This is a genomic window from Parasphingomonas puruogangriensis (assembly GCF_036663635.1).
Classification (GTDB): domain Bacteria; phylum Pseudomonadota; class Alphaproteobacteria; order Sphingomonadales; family Sphingomonadaceae; genus Sphingomonas.
Genome location: NZ_JAXOJI010000005.1, coordinates 127,434 through 152,852 on the forward strand (window position 1 = coordinate 127,434; position 25,419 = coordinate 152,852).

Genomic DNA, 25,419 nt, shown 5'->3' on the forward strand with positions numbered 1-25,419 from the left:
TCACCGCGCTTCCCGAACGCTTCGCCCGCCGCTAGGATTGTGGCGCCCTGCAATGAACGGACCCGAAATGCCCCGCCTGCGCTCGCTCTTGTTCGTCCCCGGCGACCGCCCCGAGCGGATGGAAAAGGCGCTCGGGCTTGGCGCCGACGCGCTGATCCTCGATCTCGAGGACGCGGTGGCGCTGCCCAACAAGCCCGCCGCTCGCACCGCCGTTGCCGCCTTGCTTGCCAAGCGGCCGCCGATGACGATTTTCGTGCGCATCAACCCGCTCGACAGTGGCCTGGCGGAAGCCGATCTGGCCGCCATCCTGCCCGCCCGGCCCGACGGCATCGTGTTGCCCAAGGCCGAGGGCGCGGCCTCGCTCCGCATGCTCGATGCGCAGCTGACTGGCGACACGCTGATCCTGCCGATCGCCACCGAAACGCCGGCGGCGATCTTCGCGCTCGGCACTTATGGTGGCGTGACCGCGCGGCTCGCCGGGCTCACCTGGGGCGCCGAGGACCTCCCCGCTGCGATCGGCGCGGCGACCTCGCGCGAGCCCGACGGCAGCTACACGGCGCCCTATCAGCTCGCCCGATCGCTGACCCTGTTCGGCGCGCATGCCGCCGGCGTGCCGGCGATCGAAACCGTCTATCCCGATTTCCGCGATCTCGACGGCCTCGCCGCTTATGCCGCGCGCGGCCGGCGCGACGGCTTTACCGGCATGATGGCGATTCATCCGGCGCAGGTCGCGGTGATCAATGCCGCTTTCTCGCCGTCCGAGGCGGAAATCGCCCATGCCCGCGCCGTCGTCGCCTTGTTCGCCGCCAATCCCGATGCCGGTGCGCTCGCACTGGACGGCCGGATGGTCGACGCCCCCCACCTGAAGGCGGCCCGCGCGTTACTCGCCGGGATGGAGCAATGACCGCCCCGCGCGCCTGAGCCGGGCCCAGGCGCCGATCCCCCACCACATCAGCGCCCATAATGCGCCGAACCCCCAGCCGGTGAGCACGTCGCTCGGCCAATGCACGCCAAGATAGACGCGGCTGCAGCCGATCGCGCCGACCAGCAATGCCGCAGCGCAGATGATATAGCCGCGCACCAAGCGCCCGGGGACGATCTGCATGATCAATGCCGCCAGCGTGAGATAGACGATCGCGCTGCTCGTGGCATGGCCGCTGGGAAAGCTGGCGGAGGATACGGTGACGAGATGGTCGATGATCTCGGGGCGCGGCCGTGCGACGATCGACTTGGCGACGGCGACGGCGATGGCCCCGCTGATCGTGCCGCCCAGCACCAGCCACATCGTCAACCATAGGCGCTTGAGCGCCAGGAAGCCGATGACGATGACGGTGATGACGGTCAGCACGGTCACGCCGCCGAGCGCGGTGATATCGACCATGGCCGAGCGCACCCAGGGCGGGCCGATCGGTATGCCGTGCGCGCTGCCATGCCGCGTCCACAGCATGATCGCGCGATCGACGCTCAATTCCCAGCCGCGATCGATCAACGCGCCGACCGCGCCAACGATCAGGATCGCCAGGCCCAAGGCCGCGCCGGAGATCAGCAGCCACGGCAGATGGCGGACATTGCCCGGCACGACGCCGCGCGCATCGGCACCCTCGGCATGGATCGCATGATGCGGCGGGAGGGAGGTGGCGGTCATCGCATACGCCTGACTTGGTGGGCCCGTCGGGATTCGAACCCGAGACCTACAGATTAAAAGTCCGTTGCTCTACCAACTGAGCTACGGGCCCGACCAAGGGATGCGCGTTACGGACGCGCGCGCCTGCGGTCAACCGCCTGCGCCCGGTAAGTCAGTTGGCGGATGCTAAAGCCCGTCACCGGATCGCGCCAATCGGGGACGATCCACAGCAGACAATCCAGCACGAAGCGCCGCTCGCGGAACGCACGATGTGGCACGGCCAGGGCCGGCGCGCGCCACACCCCGCCCGACCACAGAACGATATCGAGATCGATCACCCGCGCACCCCAGCGCCGCCCGCGGCGCCGGCCGAAATCGCGCTCGAGTCGCTTGAGCCGGGCGAGCAAGGCGGGCGGCGTCTCCATCGTTTCGATCAACGCTACGGCGTTGGCGAAGCGCCGGATCGACGGCCCGAGCGGTGCGGTGGCGAGGATCGGCGACGCCGCGCGCACATCGCCCAGCGCGCGAATCGCCGCCGCCACTTCGCGCGTCGGCGCCCCATGACGGCCGCGACGATTGGATCCGATGGCAATGACATAGCGGTAGGTCACCCAGCCGCCCTACCGTATCCGGCCCGGCTGTACACCGGGCGGTTGATCGACCGTCCCGCTCGCCTGCGCCTCGGGGACGTATTCCGACGCGACTATGCCTCGATCAGCCCGCGCACCACGCCGTCCGCCGCCGGCGTCAGCCGGACCTGCGCGGCCATCCCTTCCTGATCATTATAGCGCAGCAACCCGCTGGTACGCAGCGCAAGTACCCAGCGGAGCGTCACCGCACCCGGCAAGGGCACCGCGTCGCACAATTTCTGCACCGTCACGCGCCGCCCGCGTTCGTGCGCGATGAACAGGCTGAGCAGCAGATCCCACGCCACATCGTTGACCACCATGTCATAGGCGGCAAACGCCGCCAGCCGCGTCTGGCTGAAGGCCAGCATGCGCGTGGCGATGTCATGCGCCGTGGGCCGCCCGCTGCCCGCCGCGCCGATAAATCTCTCTGGCATTGCCTGCGGTTCCCGACCCTGTTCAGATGTTCTGGCGGATCCAGTCGGGATCCGCGCCGTGCCGCTTCAGTCGCTGGAAGTGCAGCGTCGTCCCCACCATTAACATCAGCAGCATCGGATAGGCGATGCGCGAGATGACCACGAAATAGACGATCGGCAGCACGTCCTGCTGGTACAGCATGGCGATATGGACCAGCAGCGCGAACAGCTGGAACGCGGCGATCCAGATCGGCCAGAAGCGGTTCGCCCATAAGGCCACCGCGACCAGCACGGCCAGCAAGGCGACATCGATCAGCAACAGCCCGAATTCGGTATCCTGATAACGCGCATCGGCCAGCGGCCGGGCCGCGAAGCTGGCAGTGGCGGCAGCGATGAACGCCACCGCCACCACGCGTTCCGGTGCGCCCCCCCGAACGAATGCGTACAACGCCGTGGCGCCGAGCAGCACGTTGAACAGGATTACGAGCACCGGACGGTTTCCGGCGCGGTTGGGGTCGAGGCAACCGCGCCGAAAGTCATGCTGCGACCCGCAGGTGATCCGGGCGCAGGTGATCGGGACGCGCCACGCCGGTGAGCAGCTTGGAGGGCGGCTTGGGGCCTTCCTCGCCAAAGCTGATCACCGGCAGGCCCATCAATTCGCGAACCTTGTCGAGATGCTTGTGCGTGGCGATGGTCTGGCGCCGCGCGGCGACCAACGATTGCACCGCCTCGGTCAGCGTATCGAGCGAATGCTGGCCCACCAAAGCCGGCAGCTTCGCCTCGACCCGTGCGCGCGGCAATGCGGCGGTCAGTTCCGCGCCGCAACTGACCGCTTCGTCGATCAGCATTTCGAGCTTGTAGAGCAACGTCCCGACCTGGCCGGCAATCGCTTGGGTATCGGTCATCACGATCATCCTCCGTGCTCGGCTCGCCGCGAGCCGGGTTGCGCCCGTCGTCAGGACACCACGACGCCGACGAACTGGAGGATCTTCCCCACCACGCTGAGCCCGAAGCCCAGCATGCCCACCGCCACCGCGAGTGCCGCCGGGATCGTGAAGATCCACAGCAGCCGCTGCCACACGGTCAGGGTGTTATACCTGCCCCCCCGGGGTCGGAGCGGCAGCCACCCGGCCCCCGCCGCATCGCTGTCGCCCGTCGGTGCCAGCGCCTCGGACGCCCCGGTGATGGCCGAATCCACCGGCAGAACAATGTCCGGTGGTTGGTATACCAATGGCTGGTATGTCCCGCCCTCGTGCAGCGCGAGCAACCGCGCCGCTTCGAAGCGCGTCGCCACCCCCAACGTACCGACGGCGCGGCCGATGCGTTTGTCGACCGTCACTGGGGACACGCCGAGCGTCTGCGCGATTTCCTTGGAATTGTGCCGCGTCAGCACGAGCCGCAGGCATTCGCGCTGCGGCTCGGTCACGCGGTCGAAGCGCGCCGTCGTCATGACTGGGATACCGCGTCACACATCCTGGACGAGGCGGCCGTACAGATCGGGCCGTCGATCGCGGAAGAAGCCGAACGCCGCGCGGTGGCGCTTGATACGGTCAAGGTCGAGCGTGGCGACGATCACGCCTTCTTCCTCGCGGCCGAGCTCGGCCAGGATGTCACCGCGCTCGTCGGTGATGAAGCTAGTGCCGTAGAAGGTCTGGCCATGTTCGGTGCCGATGCGATTGGCGGCGACGATCGGCACGACGTTCGACACGGCATGGCCGACCATCGCGCGCCGCCACAGCCGGGCGGTATCCAGCGAGGTATCGTGCGGCTCGCTGCCGATCGCGGTCGGGTAGAACAGGATCTCGGCGCCCATCAGCATCATCGCGCGCGCCGTCTCCGGATACCATTGGTCCCAGCACACGCCCACGCCCAAGGTCGCGTTCGGGCCAGGCCAGACCTTGAACCCGGTATTGCCGGGGCGGAAATAGAATTTCTCTTCATAACCCGGGCCATCGGGAATGTGGCTCTTGCGGTACACGCCCATCACCGCGCCATCCGGCCCGATCATCGCCAGCGAATTGTAGTGATGCGGCCCGTCCGCCTCGAAGAAGCTGGTCGGGATGGTCACAGCCAATTCCTTGGCCAGCGCCTGCATCGCCAGCACCGCCTGGTGCTGGCCGACCGGCTTCGCCTGCGCGAACAGCCCCTCATCTTCGACGCGGCAGAAATACTCGCCTTCGAACAGTTCGGGCGGCAGAATCACTTGCGCGCCCTGCCCGGCCGCCTCGCGCACGAGCGTCGAGACGCGGGCGATATTGGCGTCCATATGCGGGGTGAAGGCAAGTTGCAGTGCGGCGACGGTGATTTCGGTCATGACGGCGTCTTAGCCGTTCGCCCGAGGCGTATCAAATCAAGGAGATGGCGATGGATCGACTTTTCGAACGGAGCGCACAGGCCGTGGCGAGCTGGGCCGGGCGGCCGCCGGCGTTCGTGCTGGCCTTCACCATCGTGCTGATCTGGGCCATCACCGGGCCGCTATTCGACTATTCGAACACCTGGCAGCTGGTGATCAACACCGGCACGACGATCGTCACCTTCCTGATGGTGTTCCTGATCCAGAATGCGCAGAATCGCGACGCCAGCGCGATCCAGGCCAAGCTCGACGAGATCATCCGCGCGACCAAAGATGCGCGCAACGAATTCATCGGCATCGAGCACCTGACCGAAAAGGAACTCGAGCGCATCCGGGCGATGCTGGAGCGCGCCGGCGGCGACGACGCCATGCATCACGAATCGATCGAACGGATGCTGGATCGGCTGTAGCTTGTTCGTCTGCCCCTACGTCTGTCCGGCGCTGCCACTTGAGATCCCAGCCTGCGCTGGGATGACGATATTCGGCTGCAGCGTCGAAGCTGCAAAGGGTCAAGCCGGAATCTGCTGGCTGATACAGTGGAACGAGCCGCCGCCGGTCAGGATATGATCCGCCCGCAAGCCGACCGTCTCGCGCCCCGGGAACAACGCGGCGATGGCCGCCACCGCCGCCGCGTCGTTGGGCGCGCCGTACAGCGGTACGACCACCGTGGCATTGCCGATATAGAAGTTCATATAGCTCGCCGGCACGATCTCCTCATCGCGCAGGATGCGCCCCGGCGACGGGATCGTCACGATCTCCACGCCCGCTTCCTCGGCACGGCGCTTGGCGTGCTGGAAAACCTGCCAATTGGGATCGTTGTCCGCGCCTTCAGGCAAGGCCAGCCGGTGCGCGCCGACGAAGCGCGCGAGATTATCGACATGACCGTCGGTGTGATCGTTGACCAGTCCGTCGCCGAGCCACAGCACGCGAGTGAAACCGAGATCGTCGCGCAGCCGCGCCTCGATCTCGTCCTTCGACAGGCCCGGATTGCGATTGGGATTGAGCAGGCATTGCTCGGTGGTCACCACCAGCCCGGTGCCGTCGCCATCGATCGCGCCGCCTTCCAGCACCCAATCGCGGCCTTCCGTGACGATACCGCGCCGTGCCGCCAGCCGCAGCCCGACATCGTCGTCCCCCGGCAAGTCATATTTCCCGCCCCAGCCATTGAAGCCGAAATCGCGCGCGCTGCCGTCGCTCAGCACGATCGCCGCGGTATCGCGCAGCCAGATATCGCCGAACGGCTCGACTACCACGTCGGCGAAATCGCCCGCCACCGCCGTGGCGGCGGCGCCCGCCGCGTCATTGGCAGCGACCAGGATCACGCGCTCGCCGCGGCCCTCGGCATGCACCGCGCGGGCGAAGGCGACGACCTCCGCACGCGCCGGTTCGAGATCCTCGAGCCACAATTCGGCATGGCTGGGAAAGCCGATCCACACCGCCTCATGCGGCGCCCATTCCGCCGGCTGCACTATCATCGTCATGTCACTTCGCTCCAGCGCGGCTCTTGTCGCGGGTGTCGCGGAATTCGGCCGTGGGGTACCAGTTCGGCCAGGCAGTGCCGGCCGCCAGGCTATGGCCGAGGCCATAATAGATCGTCAGATCGGAAACCGCGCCGTCCCACTGCCACCTGGCGTCATATTCGTCCTGCGGCTTGTGATAGCGATTGACGGTATAATCTTCCGCCGCCGCGCGTCCCGCGGCAGTGCCGCCAACGACCAGATCCTCGCCGCTCTCGCCATACAGCATCGGCACGCCCAATTTGGCCATGCTGAAATGGTCGGAGCGATAATAATAGCCCTTTTCCGGCGTCGGCTCGAGCCCGATCACGCGGCCCTCAGCAGCGACCAATGACTTGACAAGATCTTCGAGCTCGGACTTGCCCGCGCCGACCAGCACGAAATCCTTCGCCTTGCCGACCACGTTGAGCCCATCCATGTTGACCCCGCCGACCGTCTGGGCGAGCGGGAAGACCGGGTTTTCGGCATAGAATTTAGACCCCAGCAGCCCCGATTCCTCGCCCGTCACGGCCAGAAACACCTGGCTACGCCTGGTCGGCCCGGCTTTCACCGACGCCTCGGCGATCGCCACCAACCCGGCGATACCGGACGCGTTATCGACTGCGCCGTTGCAGATGTCGTCGCCCTTCACCGCGTCGCAGCGGCCGAGATGATCCCAATGCGCGGAATAGAGCACGACCTCGTCCGGCGCGCTCGTGCCGGGCAGCATGCCGACCACGTTCTTCGAGGCCTGGCGCCGGATCGTGTTGGTAAAGCCGACGCTGGCCTTCACGCCCAATGGCACCGCCTTGAATCCCTTGGTCGCGGCGGCCTTGGCCAGCGCGGCGAAATCCTTGCCCGCGCTGGCGAACAGTGCCTGGGCCACCGGCTTCTGGATCCAGCCCACCGCCTGCGATTGATCCATATGATCGCCCGGCGTATCCTGTTCAAGCTGCGGCCCGGTCCAGGACGATTGCACCACGCCCCAGCCGTAGGCGGCCGGCTCGGTATCGTGCACGATGATCGCCGCGGCGGCGCCCTGGCGTGCGGCTTCCTCGAACTTGTAGGTCCAGCGCCCGTAATAGGTCATCGCGCGGCCGCCGAACTCGCCCTGCAGCCCTTGCGTCTGCCAATCGGGATCGTTGATCAGGATGACCACCGTCTTGCCCTTCACATCGACCCCGGCATAATCGTTCCAGCCGCGCTCGGGCGCGTTGACGCCGTAGCCGACGAACACCACGTCGCTATCCTTGATCGCGATCCTGGGCGTCACGCGGTACGTCGCGATCACCAGATCGGAGCGATAGGCGGCGGAGACCGGGGTCTTGCCCCCGGTAAAGGTCAGCGGCGTCACGTCGTTCGCACTGATCTCGACCAGCGGCACGTCCTGATACCAGCTGCCCTTATTGCCGGGCTTGAGCCCCGCCTGCTTGAATCGTTCGACGATATAGCCCGTCGTCTTGTCCTCCGCCGGCGTGGTCGGCGCCCGGCCTTCATAGGCATCGGACGACAAGGTCTGCGTGACGGTCTTCAGCGTCTCGACCGAGATGGCGGGTGTCGCCTGCTGCGCGGCCGCCGGGCCGGTCATGAGCAGGACGGCGATAAAGACTGGACGCATCGGCGGCGGACTCCATTGGCTAAGGTAATACGGCGTGTGGCAGCGCGAGCACATTGGCGCAAGACGAGACGCCCGACGCTGGACCGATCAAAAAAGCCGGATATACCCTTGTCAACTAACGGTGGAATAAGTCGTGGAATCATTGGTATTAGTGACCGTTGCGGTCGGCGCCACGGCAGCAAGCTGGGCGGGCGCGCAAACCGCCGCCAAGTCGCCGGCCGACATCGCAAAGGCGTTCGGCGCGCGCGAGGGGATCCAGGATATCAGCCTGTCGCCCGACGGCCGGAAAGTAGCGATCATCAAGCCGGACGGACCCCGCGCATCGGTCCTGACGATCGGCGATCTCACCACCGGCGCATCGGCCGGGATCATGCGATCTTCCGGCGATCCGGAAAAGTTCAGATATTGCCGTTGGACCACGAACACGCGGATCGTCTGCCGCATTTCGTTGATCAGCGATGCGACTGGCCAATTGGCCGGCTTCACGCGGCTGATCGCGATCGATGCCGACGGCAAGAATTTCAAAATGCTCACGCAGACGCCGTCATCGCGCGCGACCAACATCATGCAGTATGGCGGCGACATCATCGATTGGACCGGGAACGGGCAAGAGGGCTCGGTGCTGATGCTGCGCAGCTTCATCGCCGACAACACTATCGGCACGCGGCTCGCCAACAGCAAGGAAGGTGGCGGTGTCGATCGTGTCGATACCATTTCGCTCCAGCGGCAGACGATCGAACAGCCGCGCGTCAACGCTACCGATTATATCAGCGACGGCCTGGGTGCCGTCCGAGTGATGGGCATTCTCTCTAATAATGTCGGCGGCTATATGGGCGACAAGATCAATTATAGTTATCGCAAGGCGGGCGAGCGCGCCTGGCAACCGCTCGGCAACTATGCGTTCGGTCTTACCGGCGGCACGGGGTTCAACCCGCAGGCGGTCGATCCGAAACTCAACGCCGTCTATGCGTTCGACGATGCCGAAGGGCGCCGCGTGTTGACGCGGGTCGCGCTCGACGGATCGTTGAAGCGAGATATCGTGGTTGCGCGTCCCGATGTCGATGTCGACGACGTCATCCGCATCGGCCGCCAACAGCGCGTGGTCGGCGCCAGCTATGCCAATGAAAGCCGTTCGTTCGTCTTCTTCGATCCCGAACTGGATCGGTTGAGCCGATCGCTTGGCAAGGCGCTGCCCCAACAGCCGCTGGTGCGCTTCACCGACGCGACCACGGACGAACGGCAATTGCTGCTCCAGGCCGGCAGCGACGATAATCCAGGCACCTATTACCTGTTCGACAAGGCCAGCAAGAAGCTTGAGGAAGTGCTGCCGGCACGCCCCGAACTGGCCGGGATCGCGCTCGGCAAGATGACAGCGATCACCTACAAGGCGGCTGACGGTACGGTCATCCCCGGCTACCTGACCTTGCCCGCCGGAAGCAACGGTAAGGGCCTACCCGCGATCGTCATGCCACACGGCGGCCCAGGATCGCGCGACGAATGGGGCTTCGACTGGCTGGCGCAATTCTTCGCGGCGCGTGGCTTCGCCGTACTGCAACCGAACTTCCGCGGCTCGGCGGGCTATGGCGAGGCTTGGTTTAAAAATAACGGCTTCCAATCGTGGCGCACCGCGGTCGGCGATGTGAACGATGGCGGCCGGTGGCTACAATCGCAGGGCATCGCCGCCCCGGGCAAGCTGGCGGCGGTCGGTTGGTCCTATGGCGGCTATGCGGCGCTGCAGTCCGCGGCGCTCGACGCCGATCTGTTCAAGGCGATCGTCGCGATCGCGCCGGTTACCGATCTCGATACGTTGCGCAACGAGTCGCGCCTCTACGCCAATTTCCCGATCGTCGACCGTTTTATCGGGTCGGGAACGCACGTGGTGCAGGGATCCCCCGCGCGCCATGCCGCGGCGATCAAGGCGCCGGTGCTGCTGTTCCACGGCAATCGCGACATGAATGTTGGCGTTGGCCAATCACGGCTGATGGCAGACCGGCTGCGCGACGCCGGCAAGACGGTGGAATATGTCGAATTCAAAGGTCTTGATCACCAATTGGATGATTCTGCGGCCCGCGCGCAGATGCTCGAGAAGTCAGACGCCTTCCTGCGCAAGGCGCTGGGGATGTAACGCAAAAAGGGCGGCCCTTGCGGGGCCGCCCTTTCCGTATACGATCGTCGTCGCCAACCTTAGCGCGAGTAGAACTCGACCACCAGGTTTGGCTCCATCTTCACCGGATAGGGCACTTCGTCGAGCGTCGGGACGCGCGTGAAGGTTACCTTGGCGGGGCCGTCCGGCGCGACGTAATCGGGAATTTCGCGCTCGGCCAGGCTCTGCGCTTCCATCACCAGGGCCATTTCCTTGGCCTTGTTGCCGAGCGTGATCTCCATGCCCGGGAAGCAGCGACGCGAGGCGATGTTGCACTTCACGCCGTCGACGCGGATGTGGCCATGCGACACCAGCTGGCGGGCAGCGAACACGGTCGGCGCGAACTTGGCGCGGTAAACCAGCATGTCGAGACGCTGCTCGAGCAGGCCGATCAGGTTCTGGCCGGTATCGCCCTTCATGCGTGCGGCTTCGGTGTAGCAAGCGCGGAACTGCTTCTCGGTCACGTCGCCATAATAGCCCTTGAGCTTCTGCTTGGCGCGCAGCTGGATGCCGAAATCGCTGACCTTACCCTTGCGGCGCTGGCCGTGCTGGCCGGGGCCATATTCACGCTTGTTGACCGGCGACTTGGGCCGGCCCCAGATGTTCTCGCCCATACGGCGATCGAGCTTGTACTTTGCGGATGAACGCTTCGACATGATAGTTCCTAGACCAAATGCTTCTGACAAGACCGCACGCTAGGCGTGCGATCGATACCCGGTATCGCTCTATCCAAATCTCGGGAGATTGGGGCAGGGCCACCACTTCACCGGGGTGTGGGGCCATTTGCGAAGGCGGGCGGGTAGCCGCGCGGGCCGCCAGAGTCAAGCAACCGCGTGTCAAGCTGGACACGCCGCGCCCGCCCCGGCAAGAGCATCGGCCATGACCGATCCCATCCTTGCCGGCCCCGATTGCACCACCATGATCGAGGTCCGCGCCGGCGTCGATCAGGTCGATCGCGAGTTGATCGCTTTGCTCGCCCGCCGCTTCGCCTATATGGACGCTGCCGCACGCATCAAACCGGAACGGAGCGCCGTGCGCGACGAGGGCCGCAAGGCGCAGGTGGTGTCGAACGCGATCGCCGCCGCGGAAGGCGCTGGCCTGCCGGCGGATGCGATCGCCGATCTGTGGGACGCGTTGGTCGAGGCGTCGATCGCCTACGAAATGGCTGCGTTCGACCGGCGTTGAGGTGTCGCTATAAATAAGTGCTTCCCCGGCGAAGGCCGGGGCCCAGTCGCGTAGGGCGAAGTAACAGCGCGCAACCCTCACCACAGCTGTTCCGCGACTGGGCCCCGGCCTTCGCCGGGGAAGCGCTTGTTATGCGGCGAATAGCTTACCCGCGCGGCCCCTTCTTGCCCGACAGCGCGCTCAGCACGCCGCGCATCGTGCGCACCTCCTGGCTCGACCAGCCGGGCTTGGTGAGCAAGGTGCGCAGCGTCCGCTTGGTCACCGGCGTGCGCGCCGGTGGATAGAAGAAGTTGGCCGCCTCCAGCATCGCATCGAGTTGCCCGATCATGCCGTCGAGCTCCTCCTGCGGCGCCGGCTCGGGCAGGTCGGTCTCCGGCGGCGAGGCCAGAGTGATCCCCTTCGACCATTCATACGCCACCAGGATCACCGCCTGGGCGAGATTGAGCGACCCGAATTCGGCATTGATCGGCACGGTGATGATCTCGCGCGCTAGCGCGACATCGTCGGTTTCCAGCCCGGAACGCTCCGGCCCGAACAGGATCGCCGAACGCCCCGGCGCAGCGTGGATCGCCACCGCCGCCTGTTCCGGCGTCACCACCGGCTTGGTCACGCCGCGCTTGCGCACCGTCGTCGCATAGACATGCGGGCAATCGGCCACCGCCGCCGCCACGCTGTCGAACACCTGCGCCTGCTCGAGCACGATATCCGCGCCGCTCGCCGCCGGCCCGGCCGAGGGGTTGGGCCAGCCGTCGCGCGGCGTCACCAGCCGCATCTCGACCAGCCCGAAATTGAGCATCGCGCGCGCCGCCTTACCGATATTCTCGCCCAATTGTGGGCGGACCAGGACGATGACTGGGGGAAGGCGCTCGCTCACCCCTTGCCCGCTTCGGTCACGTTGCCGGCAAATTCCTCGAAATCGCGCGCCTCGCGGAAATCCTTATAGACGCTGGCGAAGCGGATATAGGCGACCGAATCCATCTCCTTCAGCCCCTCCATGACCAGTTCGCCGATGCGCTTGGAGGGGATGTCATTCTCGCCCTGCGTCTCCAATTGCCGCTGGATGCTGGAGACGAGCTTCTCCAGCCGCACCGCCTCGATCGGGCGCTTGCGCGCCGCGATCGAGACCGAGCGGAGCAATTTCTCGCGGTCGAACGGTTCTTTTTTATTCTCGCTTTTGACCACGAACAGTTCGCGCAATTGAATGCGCTCGAACGTGGTGAAGCGCGCGGCGCAGCCCTCGCATTGCCGCCGGCGCCGGATCGCGGCGCTATCCTCGGTCGGCCGCGAATCCTTTACCTGGCTGTCTTCATGGCCGCAGAAGGGGCAGCGCATTCAGTCCTGCTTCTTGCGCTTGAAATAGGCGTAACCAGCGCCCGCCGCCGCGCCGATGATCGGGCCGACGAACGGCACGGGGATCGCCACCACGGCACCCAGGGCGGCCCATTTGGCCATGCTCTTGCCCAGTTTGGGATCGGACTGCAGTTCGGTTTTCAGATCGGCCATGTCAGTTACCTTCAGGGTAGATCGGGAATCGATCGCACAATGCCTTAACGCGTGTTCGCACTGCGGTTTCCACCTCGGCATCGCCCTGTTCGCCCTTCTGGCGCAGCCCCTCAAGCACGTCGGCGACCATATGGCCGATCTCGCGGAACTCCGCCGGGCCGAAGCCTCGCGTCGTGCCGGCGGGCGATCCGACACGGATGCCGCTGGTCTTGGTCGGCGGCAGCGGATCGTTGGGGATGCCGTTCTTGTTGCAGGTGATGCCGGCACGCTCCAGCGCCTCGTCGGCATCCTTGCCGGTCACGCCAAGCGGCGTCAGATCGATCAGCGCGAGATGCGTGTCGGTGCCGCCCGAGACCACTTCCGCGCCGCGCTCCTTGAGCGTCGCCGCCAGGATCTTGGCATTCTCCACCACGGCGGCGATGTAGCTCTTATAATCCGGTTGCAGCGCTTCGCCGAAGGCCACTGCCTTGGCGGCGATGACGTGCATCAGCGGGCCGCCCTGCAACCCTGGGAATACGGCGCTGTTGATCTTCTTGGCGATGGCCTCGTCATTGGTCAGCACCATGCCGCCCCGGGGCCCGCGCAGCGTCTTGTGGGTGGTGGTGGTCACGACATGGGCATGCGGCAGCGGCGACGGATGCAGGCCAGCGGCGACGATCCCGGCGAAATGCGCCATGTCGACCATGAAGTACGCCCCGACCTCGTCGGCAATCGCGCGGAAGCGGGCGAAATCGATCTGCCGCGGATAGGCCGAGCCGCCGGCGATGATCAGCTTCGGCTGATGCTCGCGCGCAAGCGCCTCGACTTGGTCGAAGTCGATCAGATGCGTCACCGGATCGACGCCGTACTGCACCGCATTGAACCATTTGCCGCTCATCGCCGCACGCGCACCGTGCGTCAGGTGACCGCCGGCATCCAGGCTCATACCCAGGATCGTCTCGCCCGGCTTGACCAGGGCCAGCATCACCGCGCCATTGGCCTGCGCACCGGAATGCGGCTGCACGTTGGCGAAACCGCATTCGAACAATTGCTTGGCGCGCTCGATCGCCAGCGTCTCGACCTCGTCGGACGGCGCGCAGCCTTGGTAATAACGCTTGCCCGGATAGCCTTCGGCATATTTGTTGGTGAACACGCTGCCTTGCGCCTGCAGCACTGCCTTGGAGACGATATTCTCGCTGGCGATCAGCTCGATCTGCGTCTGTTCGCGCTTCAATTCGTGCGCCACGCCGGCGAACACGGCGGGATCGGCATCGGCCAAAGTGCGCGTGAAGAAGCCGTCCGGCTGCACGTCGCTCAGGGACGATGCAGAGGCTTGCGGGTTGGTGCTCATGCGGATGGCTCCTCGAAGGTCGGATGGCTGAGTTTGTCGATGCGGCCGGCATGGCGCCCGCCGGCGAAATCGGCGGCAAGGAAGGCGGCGATGCATGCCTTGGCCATGTCCTCGCCGGTAAGCCGCGCGCCGAGTGCGATCACATTGGCGTCGTTATGCTCGCGCGCCAGCATCGCCGAATAGGGTTCGCCGACCAGCGCGCAGCGCACTGCCGGGTTGCGGTTGACGGCGATCGAGATGCCGATGCCCGAGCCACACAGAGCGATCCCGCGCTCGGCATTACCGGCAGCGATCGCACTGGCCAGCTTGTAGCCGAAATCGGGATAATCGACCCGCGCGTCACTGTCCGGGCCAAGATCGAGCACATCATGCCCGGTCTCGACAAGCCATGCGGCGAGCACGGATTTCAGCGCATAGGCGGCATGATCGGAAGCGATAGCGATTCGAAGGGGGGCGATGCGGATGACCGGGTTCCTCGGGGCAGCGGTATCGGATGCGCGCGCTCTTACGCAAAGCCGCCGTAAAACGCCACCGCCGATATGCCATAACGGTGTAACACACGGCGCGACGCAGGCAATTGCCGCGGCCCGACATCCCCGCTAGCGTCGCACGGTGACGGATTCGCGCCCCGATATGTCGGCTGAAACGACAACCAAATCCGCCGCGCGGGCGCGTCTGATCGAGACGTTGGTCAAGACCGGCGACGAGGACCGCGCCGCCTTTCGCGAGCTGTACCAGCTGACCTCGGCGAAGCTATTCGGCATTACCTTGCGTATCTGCGGCGAAAGGCAGGCTGCGGAAGACGTGTTGCACGACGTATATCTGACGATCTGGAAGCGCGCCGGCGCCTATGAACCGTCGCGCGCCAGCCCGATCACCTGGCTCGCCACGATCGCGCGCAACCGCGCGATCGACTGGCGGCGCGCGCAGACCACGCGCCGCGCCACGCCGATCGAGGAGGCGCCACCAATCCCCGACGCTGCACCGCTGGCCAGCGAGACGATCGTCGCCGATCAGGATGCGCGGCAGCTGCATTCCTGCCTCGATGCGCTGGAACAGCGTCAGCGCGAGGCGATCCGCACCGCCTTTTTCGATGGCGTGACCTATGCCGAGCTCGCCGAACGGCAAAGGGTCCCGCTCGGCACGCTGAAGAGCTGGGTGCGGCGTGGGCTGCAAAAGCTGAAGGAGTGTCTCGAGCCATGAGCGAGGACACCATCCTGACGCACGATGACGGTCCGGACCCCGATATGATGGCGGCCGAGCTCGCGCTGGGCCTGTTGGACGGCGACGAGCGCGGCACCGCGCTGCGCCGTGTGCTGGCCGAGCCCGGCTTTGCGCAGGCGGTCGAGGCGTGGCGCATGCGGTTCGGGCATCTGTTCGACATCTGGCCCGAAGTGTCGCCGTCGAGCGCGGTGTTCGCCCGCGTCGAACGCACGATCGACGCCCCGCTCGCGGCGCCCGTGTCGCTCGATCGCCCCAACCGCCTGTGGCCCGCGGCAACCGCGGTGGCGACCGCCGCGGCGGCAGCCTTGCTCGCCATCCTGGTGTCGCGGCCGGAGGCGCCGGTACCCGCGCCGGTTACCGTGCCGGCGGCCAGCGCGCCGCGCACCATGCTGGTCGCCGCGATCGATCCCGGCGCACAGGGCGCGCCGCTCAGCGCGGTCTATGATCCGGCGACCGGCGGGCTGCGGATCAGCGCCGGCGCGCTGGCCAATGCCAATCAAAGCGCGGAATTGTGGATTATCGGCGCCGATGCCACGCCGCACTCGCTCGGGCTGCTGCGCCCGCACGGCGCCTCGACGCTCACCATCGCCGCCACCAACCGCGCCCGCATCGCCGCCGGCGCGACACTGGCCGTCTCGCTTGAAACGATCGGCGGGTCGCCCACCGGCAAGCCCCAGGGCCCGGTCGTCGCCACGGGCAAGCTATCGCAGGTTTGATGAGGGCAAGTGGCGTGCGCCGTAGGAAATTTTCTCACCACCGCATCCATCGCCTACCGGTAACCGTATCTACCGCGTCTTTCCCCCGCGAGAGACCTGTACCGGGCATTCCCCCCAGAGTGGCCGTGGCGTAACCGGACCTGTCGGCGCCCCAATGCCGGCAGGTCCGACCCACTTGGCGACCGCTAGAGCCGCCGATCGACGATATGGTTTTCCAGCTCGCCGGCATCGACCTCCGACACCGTCCACCCGCGCACCGATTCGCCTGCGCGGTGCACCGCGTCCCGGTCCCCGCACACCAGATAATGCCAGCGTGGCAGCGGCTCGTCCTCACGGCGCAGCCGATAGGCGCAGGTGGCGGGCAGCCAATCGATCTCGTGCACATTGTCGCGGCTCAGCCGCACGCATTCCGACACGAAGGCGTGGCGATGCTTATAGTTCGAACATTGCGCGGTGCGCCGATCGAGCAGCCGGCACGACACGTTGGTCGCCAGCAATTCGCCGGTCTCCTCATCCTCGAGCTTGTGCAGGCAGCATTTGCCGCACCCGTCGCACAGCGCCTCCCACTGGCCGCGATCGAGCTGTTCGAGCGGCGTATCTTCCCAGAAGGCGATGCTCAACGGACCCAGCGCTTCAGTTCGGCGGCGATCGCCTGCGGCGTGCCGTCATGCGGCAGCAACGCGATCGGCTTGCCCTGGGGATCCATCAGATACGCGACGCGGCTGTGATCCATCATGTAACCGCCGCCCGGCTGGCTTGCGCCCTTCTTGTAATAGATCGCATATGCCTTGGCGACCGCGGCGATGGCGTCCGGACTACCGGTCAGCCCGATCATGCGCGGGTGGAAATTGCCGACGAACTGCTTGAGCACGGGGGGCGTATCGCGCGCCGGATCGATCGACACGAATACCGGCACCACCTTGGCCGCCAGCGCCGCATCCTGGCTTTCCAGCACGTGCAGCCCGGCCGCGAGATTCTGCACGTCGACCGGGCAGACATCGGGGCAGAAGGTATAGCCGAAATACATGATGCGATATTTACCGGCGAGTTGTTGCTCGCCGAACGGCGCGCCGTTCTGGTCGGTGAGGCTGAACGGCCCACCGATCCGCGCGCCTTCCAGCGGCGCCGGCGCCGGCGGGGCGGCGGGTTCGGAACAGGCGATCGGCAACGCCGCGATCAGCAACGCGGCGGCAAGACGGGCAATCTGGTTCATGGTGTCGCCAGCCATGATCTGTTAAGCGCCGACGCGCAAGTTTAGCCCGAAATGTCCAAGAGGGTCTCCGCTCGATGTCTTCACGTCTCTCCCGTCTCGCGCTCGCCACCGTCCTGCTGTCGCTCGCGCCGTGCACGCAGGCGCAAAATCAGTCCGAGGGCTATAAATTCCTCGAAGCGGTGCGCGGCGAGAAAGGCAATGAGATCGAGGAGATGCTCAACAAGCCCGGCTCGGTGGTGATCAACACGCGCTCGGTAACCGATGGCGAAACGCCGCTGCACGTCGTCACCAAGGCGGGCAATATCGACTATCTCAATTATCTGCTGAGCCGCGGCGCCAACCCCAATGTGCGCGACAATGCCGGCACCGCGCCGTTGGTGCTTGCCGCCGACCGCGGCCGCGAGGATCTGGTCAAGGCGTTCCTGAAATATAAGGCGAACGTCAATTACGGCAATTCCAACGGCGAAACGGCGTTGATCAAGGCGGTGCGCCGCCGCGACTTGCCGCTGATCCGCACCCTGCTCGAAGCCGGCGCCAATCCCGACCAGGCCGATCTGCTCGCCGGCATGTCGGCGCGCGATTATGCCGCCCAGGATACCCGCGCCCCCGCCGTCGCCAAGGAACTTGCAGCGACTCCGGTCAAGCCCAAGGCGGCGGTCTCGGGCCCCAAATTCTAACCTAAGCTCAGGGCCAGGCGAGACCATCGGCGTCGGGATCGAGCGTCCCGATCAGCCGCCGCCCGGCGCGCCGCGCAAAGGCCAAAGTGCAACGCTTGCGCGTCGCTGCCGATAACGGTTCGCTATGCGCCTCGCGCACGATCGCCGCGTCGTAGCGATCGGCGATGATGATCCCGGTGCGCGCCGGCAGGAATGCCGCGCCGTCGAGCGGCGAGGCATCGAACCCTGCCGGCACCGCCCAATAATAGCGATCGCAACAGCCGAGATAGTCGGTCCACTTGCCGTCCCCAAGCAGGTCGGCCCGCGACACCTTGATCTCGACGATGATGATGCTGCCGCGCGCGTCGATCGCCATCAGATCGGCGCGGCGCCCGCCATCCAGCGGCACTTCGCCCATCGCGATCAGATCGTGGCGCAACAACATGCGCGTCGTGCCGCGCACGACATCCGCCGCACACAGCGGCGAACCAGGAGCATCGACACAGGAATCGGGCGGATTCAACATCCACCCGATCTAGAACATTACACGAACAGGTAAAGCCCTCTACCGCTATCAGCGGTAGAAAAGGCGCCCTACCGCGTTAGCGGTAAAACACATGGTTCCCGATCGACGCGACCTTGGTCATGCGCCAGCCCGGCGAGACGCGGCGGGCGTGGAAATACAGCGCCTTAGGCGCCGGGCTATCCCACTGATCGCGCAGCGCAACCTGCGCCACGGCAATGGCGGTACGATAATTGGCGTTGTTGGCGATCGCCGGGATGCGGCCGCCACGGACGAACGAGAACTGCCCCGCCTGCTTCACCACGGCGCATACCGATTTGGCGAAGCGACCGGATGCGGCGCGGTTGATGATCACTTCGGCAACGGCGAGCTGGCCCGGAAGCGGCTCGCCCTTGGCTTCGAAATAGATCGCACCGGCCAGGCAGGTGAGATCGTCGTTCAGCGCGTCCGGCGCATTTTGCGCGGCCACCGCCTGCGACAGGCTGGCAAAGTCGGGCGTATCGTCGATTTGCGCCACGGCCGGCATAGCGGCGGGGGCTGCCACCGTCTCGGCCGGTGCGGCAGCGAGATCGGGAATTACTGGAACCGGAACGCTGGGTGATACGTTGAGGCTTTGATCCAGTTGAGAAGCGAAGCCTGGGGTGCTGGCGCCGACCAAAGCGGCAATCCCTAGCGTCATCGTCGCAAACGTAGCGACGCGGTCAAAAAACGACATTCGATCTTCGTATTATGCGGTTGGTGCGCGGAAGCGAGCGTTACTGGCCAAAGCCAAACGATCGTCCGGGCGTGCCCCCCGACTGCGTAATCGATTCGGATCGCACCCGCCTCGACACAACGCCATGAACAATATCCGGCCCTGTGCGTCGCGCGCCCTGTCAGGTCAACCGTCGCAAATCGTTTCAGCGGCGAACCGTTCGGCAAACGGGGTGTCCAGTTCGATCACCCACAGATCGGGATCATTGCGGCGGCGACGCTGCCAATAGTGGGTTACCGCGGCAGGATCATCAACCGGTTGCGGTGAAACGATCAAGCCCAGCGTACCGTCCGGCCCGATGCCGCGTTCCAACGTACGCGGGTTGCCGCCCTGTTCGAGCGCGACGATCAGGATCGCCCCGCCGCTCGGCTCGCCCCGCGCCAGCACCATGCCCATGCCGCCGGAATCGTTGGCCCGCCGTAGCAGCGCCGTCACCAGGACATGGCTTGGCAGCCGCTCGCTTACCACTGCCCGTCATCCCCGCGCAGGAGGGGATCCATAATCTTGTCTGCCGAATGTGGATCGGAAACCGCACGCACTATGAATACCCGCCTGCGCGGGAAGGACAGATAGGCATGCAACCACCTCATGGCGCCGCGCGATACCCCGGCAATGTCGCGAGCGGAATGCGGGATTTCATGAACGTGCCGGTGCCGCGCGCCGCTTCCTCGCCCTCGGCATCGATCAGCCGCGCTTCGGCGACGAACACGCGGCGATGGCCGCTTACCCAGCGTCCCTCGGCGATCACCGGCCCGGCCTTTAACGGCTTGGTCAGCAACAGGTTGAACGCGGTGGTGAGCAGGAAGCGATCGGTGACCAGGCTGTTGGCGGCATAAAAAGCAGCGTCGTCGAGCATCTTGAAATAGCTCGTGCCATGCGCTGCGCCGCCGGCATGGAAATAGCGCTCGTCGATGCCGAAATGGATCCGCGCGACGCCGCTTTCGGGAATTTCCAGACGCGATTCGAACAATTGGTTGATCGGTGCTGCCGCATACAAGGCTTCCAGCGCACGGAAATGCGCTGCGGCGCCCTCGACCGCCCCCGCCTCACCATCAGCCTCAGGCGGCATCGCGCGCTTCATCCGCGGTGAGCAATGCGTACAGCGCGTCGGGTGAGGCCGCGCCGCGCAATTTGTCGATGAAGGATCGATCGCGCAGCCGGCGCGACACCCGCGCGAGCGCCTTCAGATGCTCCGCCCCGGCGTCGGCCGGCGACAGCATGACGAACACCAGATCGACCGGCAAATCGTCGATCGCGACGAAATCGACCGGCTGGCTGAGCCGGGCGAACAGCCCGATCACGCGCGGCAGCTCGGCGATCTTGCCGTGCGGGATCGCCACGCCACCGCCGAACCCGGTCGAGCCGAGCTTTTCGCGCGCCAGCAGCACGTCTGCGACGGTCTTGGTATCGAGCCCGTGCGCCGCCGCCAATGTCGCCGCCAATTGCTGCAGCAACGCCTTCTTGCTCACTGCCGCGACACCCTGGATTACGGTGCCGGGCAACAGCAGATCGCTGAAATCGGTCATCATGCTGGTCAAGCCCCTCGCTCGCCGCGCCCTTAGCGCCGAACGCGCGCGAGCGAAAGGCCGCGCGGCGGTTCAGCCGCCGCGTTGCGGCTCGACCCAGCCGATCGTTCCATCGCCTCGGCGATAGACCATGTTGTACGCGCCCGATCCGCTGTTCTTGAACAGCAAGGCCGTGGTGTTGCGCAGATCGAGCATCATCACCGCATCCGACACGCTCGATTCGGGCACATCGACCCGCGTTTCGGCAATGATCAGCGGATGATCCTCCGGCTCGACATCGGGCGCGGCTTCCTGGAACAAGGTATAGCCGGCATTGTCGTAGGCGCCGGCCTCCTGCACCGCCTGGGTCGTCCCGCCGTTGCGGTCCTTCAACCGCCGCATGTAGCGCCGCAGCTGTTTCTCGATCTTATCCGCCGTGCCGTCGAACGCGACATGCGCGTCGCGCCCCTCGTTGCTGCCCTTGAGCACCAGCCCCTGCATCACATGCGCGACGATATCGCAGGTGATGGCGTCGTGCGGCCCCTTGCCGAACGTCACATGCGCGGAAATCGCCCGCGCAAAATATTTGGTGGCGATGCCCTGAAGCCGATCCTCGACATGGGTTTTCAACGCGTCGCCGGTGGCGATCTGATGACCCGAGACCCGGATTTCCATGAGCATTCTCCTTGATGGGGCACGCAACGTGCGCGTCCCCGGTAGCGGCGTCAACCGGACGCCCCGACCCCCCTCTTCTCCCTACACTTGCTCCCAGATTGGCTTGGTGAGCTTTGCGATAAACGCTGCATGACGGGCAAGTTCCGCATCGGACGCCGCGAACGTGCGCATCGGTCGCGGGATGGCCGGCGCCGCATCGGGCTGGAAACTGGTCTGCACCTGGGTGATCTCGCTGACCAGCCCGAGCCCGATCTGCCGCCCGCCGGTCAGCTCGACATAGACCTGCGCCAGCAATTGCGCGTCGAGCAAGGCGCCGTGCACCACGCGGTGGCTACGATCGATGCCGTAGCGATTGCACAACGCGTCCAGGCTATGCTTGGCGCCGGGATGCCGCGTGCGCGCCAGCACGATCGTGTCGACCATGCGGTGCATGCCGACATGCGGATGGCCGCATTTGCCGAACTCGCCGTTGAGAAAGCCGAAATCGAACCCGGCATTGTGCGCCACCAGCGGACAATCGCCGATGAACTCGATCAGCTCGAGCGCATGTTCGCGAAACAGCTTCTTGTCGGACAGGAAGGCGTCGGACAGGCCATGCACGCGCTGCGCCTCGGCCGGCATGGTCCGTTCGGGATGGAAATAAGCGTGGAAGGTGCGCCCGGTCTCGACTCGGTTGACCAGTTCGACACACCCGATCTCGACCATGCGATCGCCATCGGCAAAGCTGAACCCGGTAGTCTCGGTGTCGAAAACGATCTCGCGCATTGCCGAACTTATCGGCCGTTGCCGCCGATCACGCAAGCGATCACCGCATCGACCGCGGCCTGGGTCTCGGCCAGCGAACAATCCGTCGCAATCACGAAGTCCGCGCGGGCGCGTTTCGCGGCATCGGGCATCTGCCGCGCGAGAATCGCCTCGAACCGCGCCGCCGTCATGCCGGGCCGCGCCAGCACGCGCGCACGCTGCGTTGCCGGTGGCGCGCTGACCACGACGATCTTGTCGACACGCGATTCGCCGCCCGTCTCGAACAGCAAGGGCACGTCGAACAGCACGATCGGCACGTCCTGATGCGCGGCCAGGAATGCCGCGCGCTCCTCGGCGACGGCGGGATGCACCAGCGCCTCGAGCCGCTTCAGCTTGGCGGTATCGCCGAGCACCGCTTCGCCGAGCGCCGTGCGGTTGACCCCTTGCGGCCCGGTCGTATCGGGAAACAGCGCCTCGATCTCGGCCACCAGCCTGCCACCCTCGCCCTGCAAGCGGTGCACGGCGGCATCGGCATCGAACACCGGCACGCCCCGCGCGGCAAACATCGCCGCCACGGTCGACTTGCCCATGCCGATCGATCCGGTGAGGCTAAGGACGATCATGCCGTCAGCAATTCCCTGAGTTCCTCGTCCCTATCGCGCGGTGGTTCCGCGCCGAACAGCAGTTCGAACGCGAGCGCCGCCTGCCCAATCAACATCTCCAGCCCATCCACCGTCTCTAGCCCGCGTGCCGACGCTGCCTGCAGCAGCGGCGTGTCGAGCGGCGCATAGACCACGTCATACACCACGGCATCCTCCGGCAAGGACGTCAGATCCAGGTCCAGCGCCGGTTGCCCGATCATGCCGAGCGCACTGGCATTGACCAGCAACGCCGCCGCCGGCAGCGGCGCGCCGAGCGGCAGCGCCTTACCCTTTAACCCAAACGACGACAGCAAGGCCGCGCCCTTCAGCACATTGCGGTTGAGCACCGTCACCGGACCGACGCCCAAACGCGACAGCGCGAACAGCACTGCGCGCGCCGCGCCGCCCGCGCCGATCACCACCACCGGTTTGCCGGTCAGATCGAGATCGGCGATCGGGCTGTAAAAGCCGCCGGCATCGGTATTGGTGCCGATGAACGCGCCGTCCTCGCCGCGAAACACCGTGTTGATCGCGCCGATCGAGGCGCGCACCCCGCCGGGATCGGCGACATGCTCCAACGCTGCCTGTTTGTGCGGAATGGTGATGTTGCACCCGCGCCACGCCGTATCGGCCTGCCGCTCAGCCAGAAAGGCGCCGAGTTCGTCCGCTACGACCTGCGTTGCACGATAGTCGGCATCGATGCCCAGCGCCGCCAGCCAGAAGCCATGGATCAGGGGCGACTGCGAATGCGCGATGGGATCGCCGATGACCTCGGCAAAGGCACGCGTCATGACGGCATCATCCCTCTAACCCGCAGATAATCGAGCACCGGCAGCAAGGGCAGCCCCAGCACGGTGAACTGGCTGCCCTCGATCCGGCCGAACAATTGCGCCCCCGGCCCCTCGATCCGGTAACAACCGACACAGCCCGAAATCGCCGGCCATTCCGCATCCAGATAGGTTTCGATGAACGCGTCGGACAATGGCCGCACATACATTTTGGCGCGATCGACCACGCGCCACACCGGCTTGCACTGTTCGGCAATCACCGCCGCGCTGACCAGTTCGTGGCGTTTGCCCGACATCAGCCGCAGATGCGCCGCGGCCTGGTCGCGCGTCTCTGGCTTGTCGAGCAACGTGCCGTCTTCCAGGGCGACGACGGAATCGCTGCCCAGCACCAATGCCTCGGGATCGCGCCCCGATACTCGCAACGCCTTCAGCTCGGCCAGTGCATCGGCCAAATCGCGGGCGTTGAGATCGCGCAACCCCGCCTTGGCCGCTTCCTCGTCGACCCCGGCCGACACCGCTTCGAACGGCACGCCGGCGGCCGCCAGCATCGCCCGTCGCGACGCGCTTTGCGACGCCAATACGATCCTCATTCCGGTCCCTTTTCGCCGCGCCGTTCCTGTACCAGGGCGATGATCGCCGCCGCGGTTTCCTCGATCGAGCGCCGAGTAACGTCGATCACCGGCCAGCCATTGTCGGCAAACATGCGCCGCGCATAGGCCACTTCGCGCGTCACGGCTTCCTGATCGACATAAGCGGTCGGCGCCTGGCCCAATGTCAGCAGGCGATTACGCCGCACCTGAATCAACCGGTCAGCACTGGTCGTCAGCCCGACGACCAAGGGGTTCTTCAACGAATACAAGGAAACCGGCGGCGGGGATTCCACGACGATCGGGATGTTGGCGGTGCGATAACCGCGATTGGCGAGATAGATCGAGGTCGGCGTCTTGGACGAGCGCGACACGCCGGCCAGCACGATATCCGCCTCCTCCCAATTCTCCCAATTGATTCCGTCGTCATGCGCCATGCTGAACTGGATCGCCTCGACCCGGTCGAAATAGGCGTCGTCCAACACGTGTTGCCGCCCCGGCCGCGCCTTGGCCTGCTGCCCGAGCAATCCGGACAAGGCGTCATTGACCGCATCGAGCGGCGCCACCGCCGGCAGGCCGAGCGCGCGGCAGCGCGCCTCCAGCGTCCGCCGCGTCCCGCTGTTGACGAGCGTAAAGATCACCAGCCCGGGATTTTGCGCGATTTCCTGCAGGATGCGTTCGAGATGCGCTTCGGTGCGCACCATCGGCCAGAAGTGCCGGATCGTCTCGACATCGTCATATTGCGCCAGCGCCGCCTTGGCGATGTTTTCGAGCGTCTCGCCGGTCGAATCCGACAGCAGATGGAGGTGCAACCGCATGGTCAGGATGGATCTGTGGACAACATCGGCAAAATCGCTAGCGCAACCCGCGCGCCTCGCCAAGCGGGGGATAAGCCCCAACTTGTCCACAATTCCCTGCCCAGCCGTGATATCCGTCCACAGCCTGTGGAAAACGTGGAGCGATTCGCTGAATCGCCGGCGCTTGGCGGGCGCGTCGCCGTCAAGCTGTTGGCATTTTGGGCATGACCGCATAAGCCCCAGCTTCAACGCGCCAACAACCGCTACATCCTTTTTAAGAATCTAATTCTTAGTAGAAGTAA

35 protein-coding genes and 1 tRNA gene are annotated in these 25,419 nt (G+C 65.7%); 7 read left to right on the top strand and 29 right to left on the bottom strand.

The genetic code is table 11. The annotated features are described in order from the left end of the window. Nucleotides 1-52 precede the first annotated feature (52 nt). Nucleotides 53-904, top strand: a complete 852-nt coding sequence (locus tag U1739_RS13540) for an HpcH/HpaI aldolase/citrate lyase family protein (protein ID WP_332708933.1) — start codon at nt 53-55, stop codon at nt 902-904. Here the strand turns inward: U1739_RS13540 and U1739_RS13545 are convergent. From U1739_RS13545 to aguB, 8 genes are all read right to left on the bottom strand, one after another. Further along, nucleotides 881-1,645, bottom strand: coding sequence for a phosphatase PAP2 family protein (locus tag U1739_RS13545; RefSeq protein WP_332708935.1), 765 nt, complete (start codon nt 1,643-1,645; stop codon nt 881-883). The two genes, U1739_RS13540 and U1739_RS13545, sit on opposite strands and share 24 nt — an antisense overlap. 15 nt (nt 1,646-1,660) lie before the next feature. Beyond that, a tRNA-Lys gene (locus U1739_RS13550) sits at nt 1,661-1,736 on the bottom strand. Between the two features lie 16 nt (nt 1,737-1,752). Further along, nucleotides 1,753-2,235 carry a 2-amino-4-hydroxy-6-hydroxymethyldihydropteridine diphosphokinase gene (gene folK, locus U1739_RS13555; protein ID WP_332708937.1) on the bottom strand — a complete coding sequence of 161 codons (483 nt, stop codon included), beginning with the start codon at nt 2,233-2,235 and terminating at the stop codon, nt 1,753-1,755. A gap of 92 nt (nt 2,236-2,327) precedes the next feature. Beyond that, nucleotides 2,328-2,687 (bottom strand): hypothetical protein, encoded by a 360-nt coding sequence (locus tag U1739_RS13560; RefSeq protein WP_332708939.1) that lies wholly within the window; start codon nt 2,685-2,687, stop codon nt 2,328-2,330. A gap of 22 nt (nt 2,688-2,709) precedes the next feature. Then, nucleotides 2,710-3,156, bottom strand: a complete 447-nt coding sequence (locus tag U1739_RS13565) for a hypothetical protein (RefSeq protein WP_332708941.1) — start codon at nt 3,154-3,156, stop codon at nt 2,710-2,712. A 46-nt stretch (nt 3,157-3,202) separates the two neighbouring features. Beyond that, nucleotides 3,203-3,571, bottom strand: coding sequence for a hypothetical protein (locus U1739_RS13570; protein ID WP_332708943.1), 369 nt, complete (start codon nt 3,569-3,571; stop codon nt 3,203-3,205). Nucleotides 3,572-3,621: 50 nt separating this feature from the next. Beyond that, entirely contained in the window at nt 3,622-4,116 is a 495-nt protein-coding gene (locus tag U1739_RS13575) for a sigma factor-like helix-turn-helix DNA-binding protein (protein ID WP_332708944.1), read from the bottom strand. Between the two features lie 15 nt (nt 4,117-4,131). After that, the gene (gene aguB / locus U1739_RS13580; RefSeq protein ID WP_332708946.1) at nt 4,132-4,980 is read right to left on the bottom strand and encodes an N-carbamoylputrescine amidase; all 849 of its coding nucleotides are present in this window, start codon (nt 4,978-4,980) and stop codon (nt 4,132-4,134) included. A 50-nt stretch (nt 4,981-5,030) separates the two neighbouring features. Between aguB and U1739_RS13585 the strand changes: the two genes are divergently transcribed. Next, nucleotides 5,031-5,429 carry a low affinity iron permease family protein gene (locus tag U1739_RS13585; protein WP_332708948.1) on the top strand — a complete coding sequence of 133 codons (399 nt, stop codon included), beginning with the start codon at nt 5,031-5,033 and terminating at the stop codon, nt 5,427-5,429. A 99-nt stretch (nt 5,430-5,528) separates the two neighbouring features. Here U1739_RS13585 and U1739_RS13590 read toward each other — a convergent pair whose 3' ends face one another. Then, nucleotides 5,529-6,500: an agmatine deiminase family protein gene (locus tag U1739_RS13590; protein ID WP_332708950.1), complete on the bottom strand. Its 972-nt coding sequence runs from the start codon at nt 6,498-6,500 to the stop codon at nt 5,529-5,531. Nucleotide 6,501: 1 nt separating this feature from the next. Further along, nucleotides 6,502-8,133: a M28 family peptidase gene (locus U1739_RS13595; protein ID WP_332708952.1), complete on the bottom strand. Its 1,632-nt coding sequence runs from the start codon at nt 8,131-8,133 to the stop codon at nt 6,502-6,504. Nucleotides 8,134-8,266: 133 nt separating this feature from the next. Between U1739_RS13595 and U1739_RS13600 the strand changes: the two genes are divergently transcribed. After that, on the top strand, nt 8,267-10,258 hold the full coding sequence (locus U1739_RS13600; protein WP_332708954.1) for an alpha/beta hydrolase family protein: 1,992 nt from the start codon (nt 8,267-8,269) through the stop codon (nt 10,256-10,258). A 59-nt stretch (nt 10,259-10,317) separates the two neighbouring features. Here U1739_RS13600 and rpsD read toward each other — a convergent pair whose 3' ends face one another. Beyond that, a complete protein-coding gene (rpsD, locus tag U1739_RS13605; protein WP_332708956.1) occupies nt 10,318-10,932 on the bottom strand; it encodes a 30S ribosomal protein S4 in 615 nt (204 codons plus the stop codon). 223 nt (nt 10,933-11,155) lie between these two features. Here rpsD and U1739_RS13610 point away from each other — a divergent pair, with 223 nt between their 5' ends. Then, nucleotides 11,156-11,461 (top strand): chorismate mutase, encoded by a 306-nt coding sequence (locus U1739_RS13610; RefSeq protein WP_332708958.1) that lies wholly within the window; start codon nt 11,156-11,158, stop codon nt 11,459-11,461. Nucleotides 11,462-11,606: 145 nt separating this feature from the next. Here the strand turns inward: U1739_RS13610 and U1739_RS13615 are convergent, their stop codons facing one another. Genes U1739_RS13615 through rpiB form a run of 5 tightly spaced genes read right to left on the bottom strand, consistent with a single transcriptional unit; the run spans nt 11,607 to nt 14,752 of the window. Continuing rightward, entirely contained in the window at nt 11,607-12,335 is a 729-nt protein-coding gene (locus U1739_RS13615) for an RNA methyltransferase (RefSeq protein ID WP_332708960.1), read from the bottom strand. Beyond that, on the bottom strand, nt 12,332-12,793 hold the full coding sequence (nrdR, locus tag U1739_RS13620; protein ID WP_332708962.1) for a transcriptional regulator NrdR: 462 nt from the start codon (nt 12,791-12,793) through the stop codon (nt 12,332-12,334). Before nrdR ends, U1739_RS13615 begins: the two co-directional genes overlap by 4 nt. Beyond that, a complete protein-coding gene (locus tag U1739_RS13625) occupies nt 12,794-12,964 on the bottom strand; it encodes a hypothetical protein (RefSeq protein ID WP_261293775.1) in 171 nt (56 codons plus the stop codon). It lies immediately after the preceding gene. A 1-nt stretch (nt 12,965) separates the two neighbouring features. Further along, nucleotides 12,966-14,294, bottom strand: coding sequence for a serine hydroxymethyltransferase (gene glyA / locus U1739_RS13630; protein WP_332708964.1), 1,329 nt, complete (start codon nt 14,292-14,294; stop codon nt 12,966-12,968). Beyond that, nucleotides 14,291-14,752: a ribose 5-phosphate isomerase B gene (gene rpiB / locus U1739_RS13635; protein ID WP_332709241.1), complete on the bottom strand. Its 462-nt coding sequence runs from the start codon at nt 14,750-14,752 to the stop codon at nt 14,291-14,293. Before rpiB ends, glyA begins: the two co-directional genes overlap by 4 nt. A 175-nt stretch (nt 14,753-14,927) precedes the next feature. Between rpiB and U1739_RS13640 the strand changes: the two genes are divergently transcribed. Together U1739_RS13640 and U1739_RS13645 are read left to right on the top strand one after the other, a co-directional pair. Then, nucleotides 14,928-15,497: a sigma-70 family RNA polymerase sigma factor gene (locus U1739_RS13640; protein WP_332708966.1), complete on the top strand. Its 570-nt coding sequence runs from the start codon at nt 14,928-14,930 to the stop codon at nt 15,495-15,497. Next, nucleotides 15,494-16,234, top strand: coding sequence for an anti-sigma factor (locus tag U1739_RS13645; protein ID WP_332708968.1), 741 nt, complete (start codon nt 15,494-15,496; stop codon nt 16,232-16,234). Before U1739_RS13640 ends, U1739_RS13645 begins: the two co-directional genes overlap by 4 nt. A 185-nt stretch (nt 16,235-16,419) precedes the next feature. Here the strand turns inward: U1739_RS13645 and U1739_RS13650 are convergent, their stop codons facing one another. Further along, nucleotides 16,420-16,854, bottom strand: a complete 435-nt coding sequence (locus U1739_RS13650) for a YcgN family cysteine cluster protein (RefSeq protein ID WP_443025562.1) — start codon at nt 16,852-16,854, stop codon at nt 16,420-16,422. Continuing rightward, a complete protein-coding gene (locus tag U1739_RS13655) occupies nt 16,851-17,447 on the bottom strand; it encodes an SCO family protein (RefSeq protein WP_332708970.1) in 597 nt (198 codons plus the stop codon). The genes U1739_RS13650 and U1739_RS13655 overlap by 4 nt, the downstream gene beginning before the upstream one ends. Nucleotides 17,448-17,521: 74 nt before the next feature. Here U1739_RS13655 and U1739_RS13660 point away from each other — a divergent pair, with 74 nt between their 5' ends. After that, complete coding sequence (locus U1739_RS13660; RefSeq protein WP_332708972.1) at nt 17,522-18,124, top strand: ankyrin repeat domain-containing protein; 603 nt, start codon at nt 17,522-17,524, stop codon at nt 18,122-18,124. A gap of 7 nt (nt 18,125-18,131) precedes the next feature. Here the strand turns inward: U1739_RS13660 and U1739_RS13665 are convergent, their stop codons facing one another. From U1739_RS13665 to U1739_RS13715, 11 genes are all read right to left on the bottom strand, one after another. Then, on the bottom strand, nt 18,132-18,629 hold the full coding sequence (locus tag U1739_RS13665) for an MmcB family DNA repair protein (protein WP_332708974.1): 498 nt from the start codon (nt 18,627-18,629) through the stop codon (nt 18,132-18,134). Nucleotides 18,630-18,705: 76 nt separating this feature from the next. Next, entirely contained in the window at nt 18,706-19,341 is a 636-nt protein-coding gene (locus U1739_RS13670) for a cell wall hydrolase (RefSeq protein WP_332708976.1), read from the bottom strand. A 165-nt stretch (nt 19,342-19,506) separates the two neighbouring features. Then, on the bottom strand, nt 19,507-19,815 hold the full coding sequence (locus tag U1739_RS13675; RefSeq protein ID WP_443025563.1) for a DUF1491 family protein: 309 nt from the start codon (nt 19,813-19,815) through the stop codon (nt 19,507-19,509). A gap of 151 nt (nt 19,816-19,966) precedes the next feature. Beyond that, on the bottom strand, nt 19,967-20,449 hold the full coding sequence (locus U1739_RS13680; RefSeq protein WP_332708980.1) for a PaaI family thioesterase: 483 nt from the start codon (nt 20,447-20,449) through the stop codon (nt 19,967-19,969). After that, nucleotides 20,439-20,906, bottom strand: coding sequence for a PTS IIA-like nitrogen regulatory protein PtsN (gene ptsN / locus U1739_RS13685; protein WP_332709245.1), 468 nt, complete (start codon nt 20,904-20,906; stop codon nt 20,439-20,441). Before ptsN ends, U1739_RS13680 begins: the two co-directional genes overlap by 11 nt. A 72-nt stretch (nt 20,907-20,978) precedes the next feature. Beyond that, nucleotides 20,979-21,560, bottom strand: a complete 582-nt coding sequence (hpf, locus tag U1739_RS13690) for a ribosome hibernation-promoting factor, HPF/YfiA family (protein WP_332708982.1) — start codon at nt 21,558-21,560, stop codon at nt 20,979-20,981. Nucleotides 21,561-21,641: 81 nt separating this feature from the next. Next, nucleotides 21,642-22,325 carry a DNA polymerase III subunit epsilon gene (dnaQ, locus tag U1739_RS13695; protein ID WP_332708984.1) on the bottom strand — a complete coding sequence of 228 codons (684 nt, stop codon included), beginning with the start codon at nt 22,323-22,325 and terminating at the stop codon, nt 21,642-21,644. A gap of 8 nt (nt 22,326-22,333) precedes the next feature. Beyond that, complete coding sequence (gene coaE, locus U1739_RS13700) at nt 22,334-22,927, bottom strand: dephospho-CoA kinase (RefSeq protein WP_332708986.1); 594 nt, start codon at nt 22,925-22,927, stop codon at nt 22,334-22,336. After that, nucleotides 22,924-23,736, bottom strand: coding sequence for a shikimate dehydrogenase family protein (locus tag U1739_RS13705; RefSeq protein WP_332708988.1), 813 nt, complete (start codon nt 23,734-23,736; stop codon nt 22,924-22,926). Before U1739_RS13705 ends, coaE begins: the two co-directional genes overlap by 4 nt. Then, complete coding sequence (locus tag U1739_RS13710) at nt 23,733-24,323, bottom strand: Maf family protein (RefSeq protein WP_332708990.1); 591 nt, start codon at nt 24,321-24,323, stop codon at nt 23,733-23,735. Before U1739_RS13710 ends, U1739_RS13705 begins: the two co-directional genes overlap by 4 nt. Then, nucleotides 24,320-25,138 (bottom strand): pyruvate, water dikinase regulatory protein, encoded by an 819-nt coding sequence (locus U1739_RS13715; RefSeq protein ID WP_332708992.1) that lies wholly within the window; start codon nt 25,136-25,138, stop codon nt 24,320-24,322. The genes U1739_RS13710 and U1739_RS13715 overlap by 4 nt, the downstream gene beginning before the upstream one ends. Between the last annotated feature and the right edge of the window lie 281 nt (nt 25,139-25,419).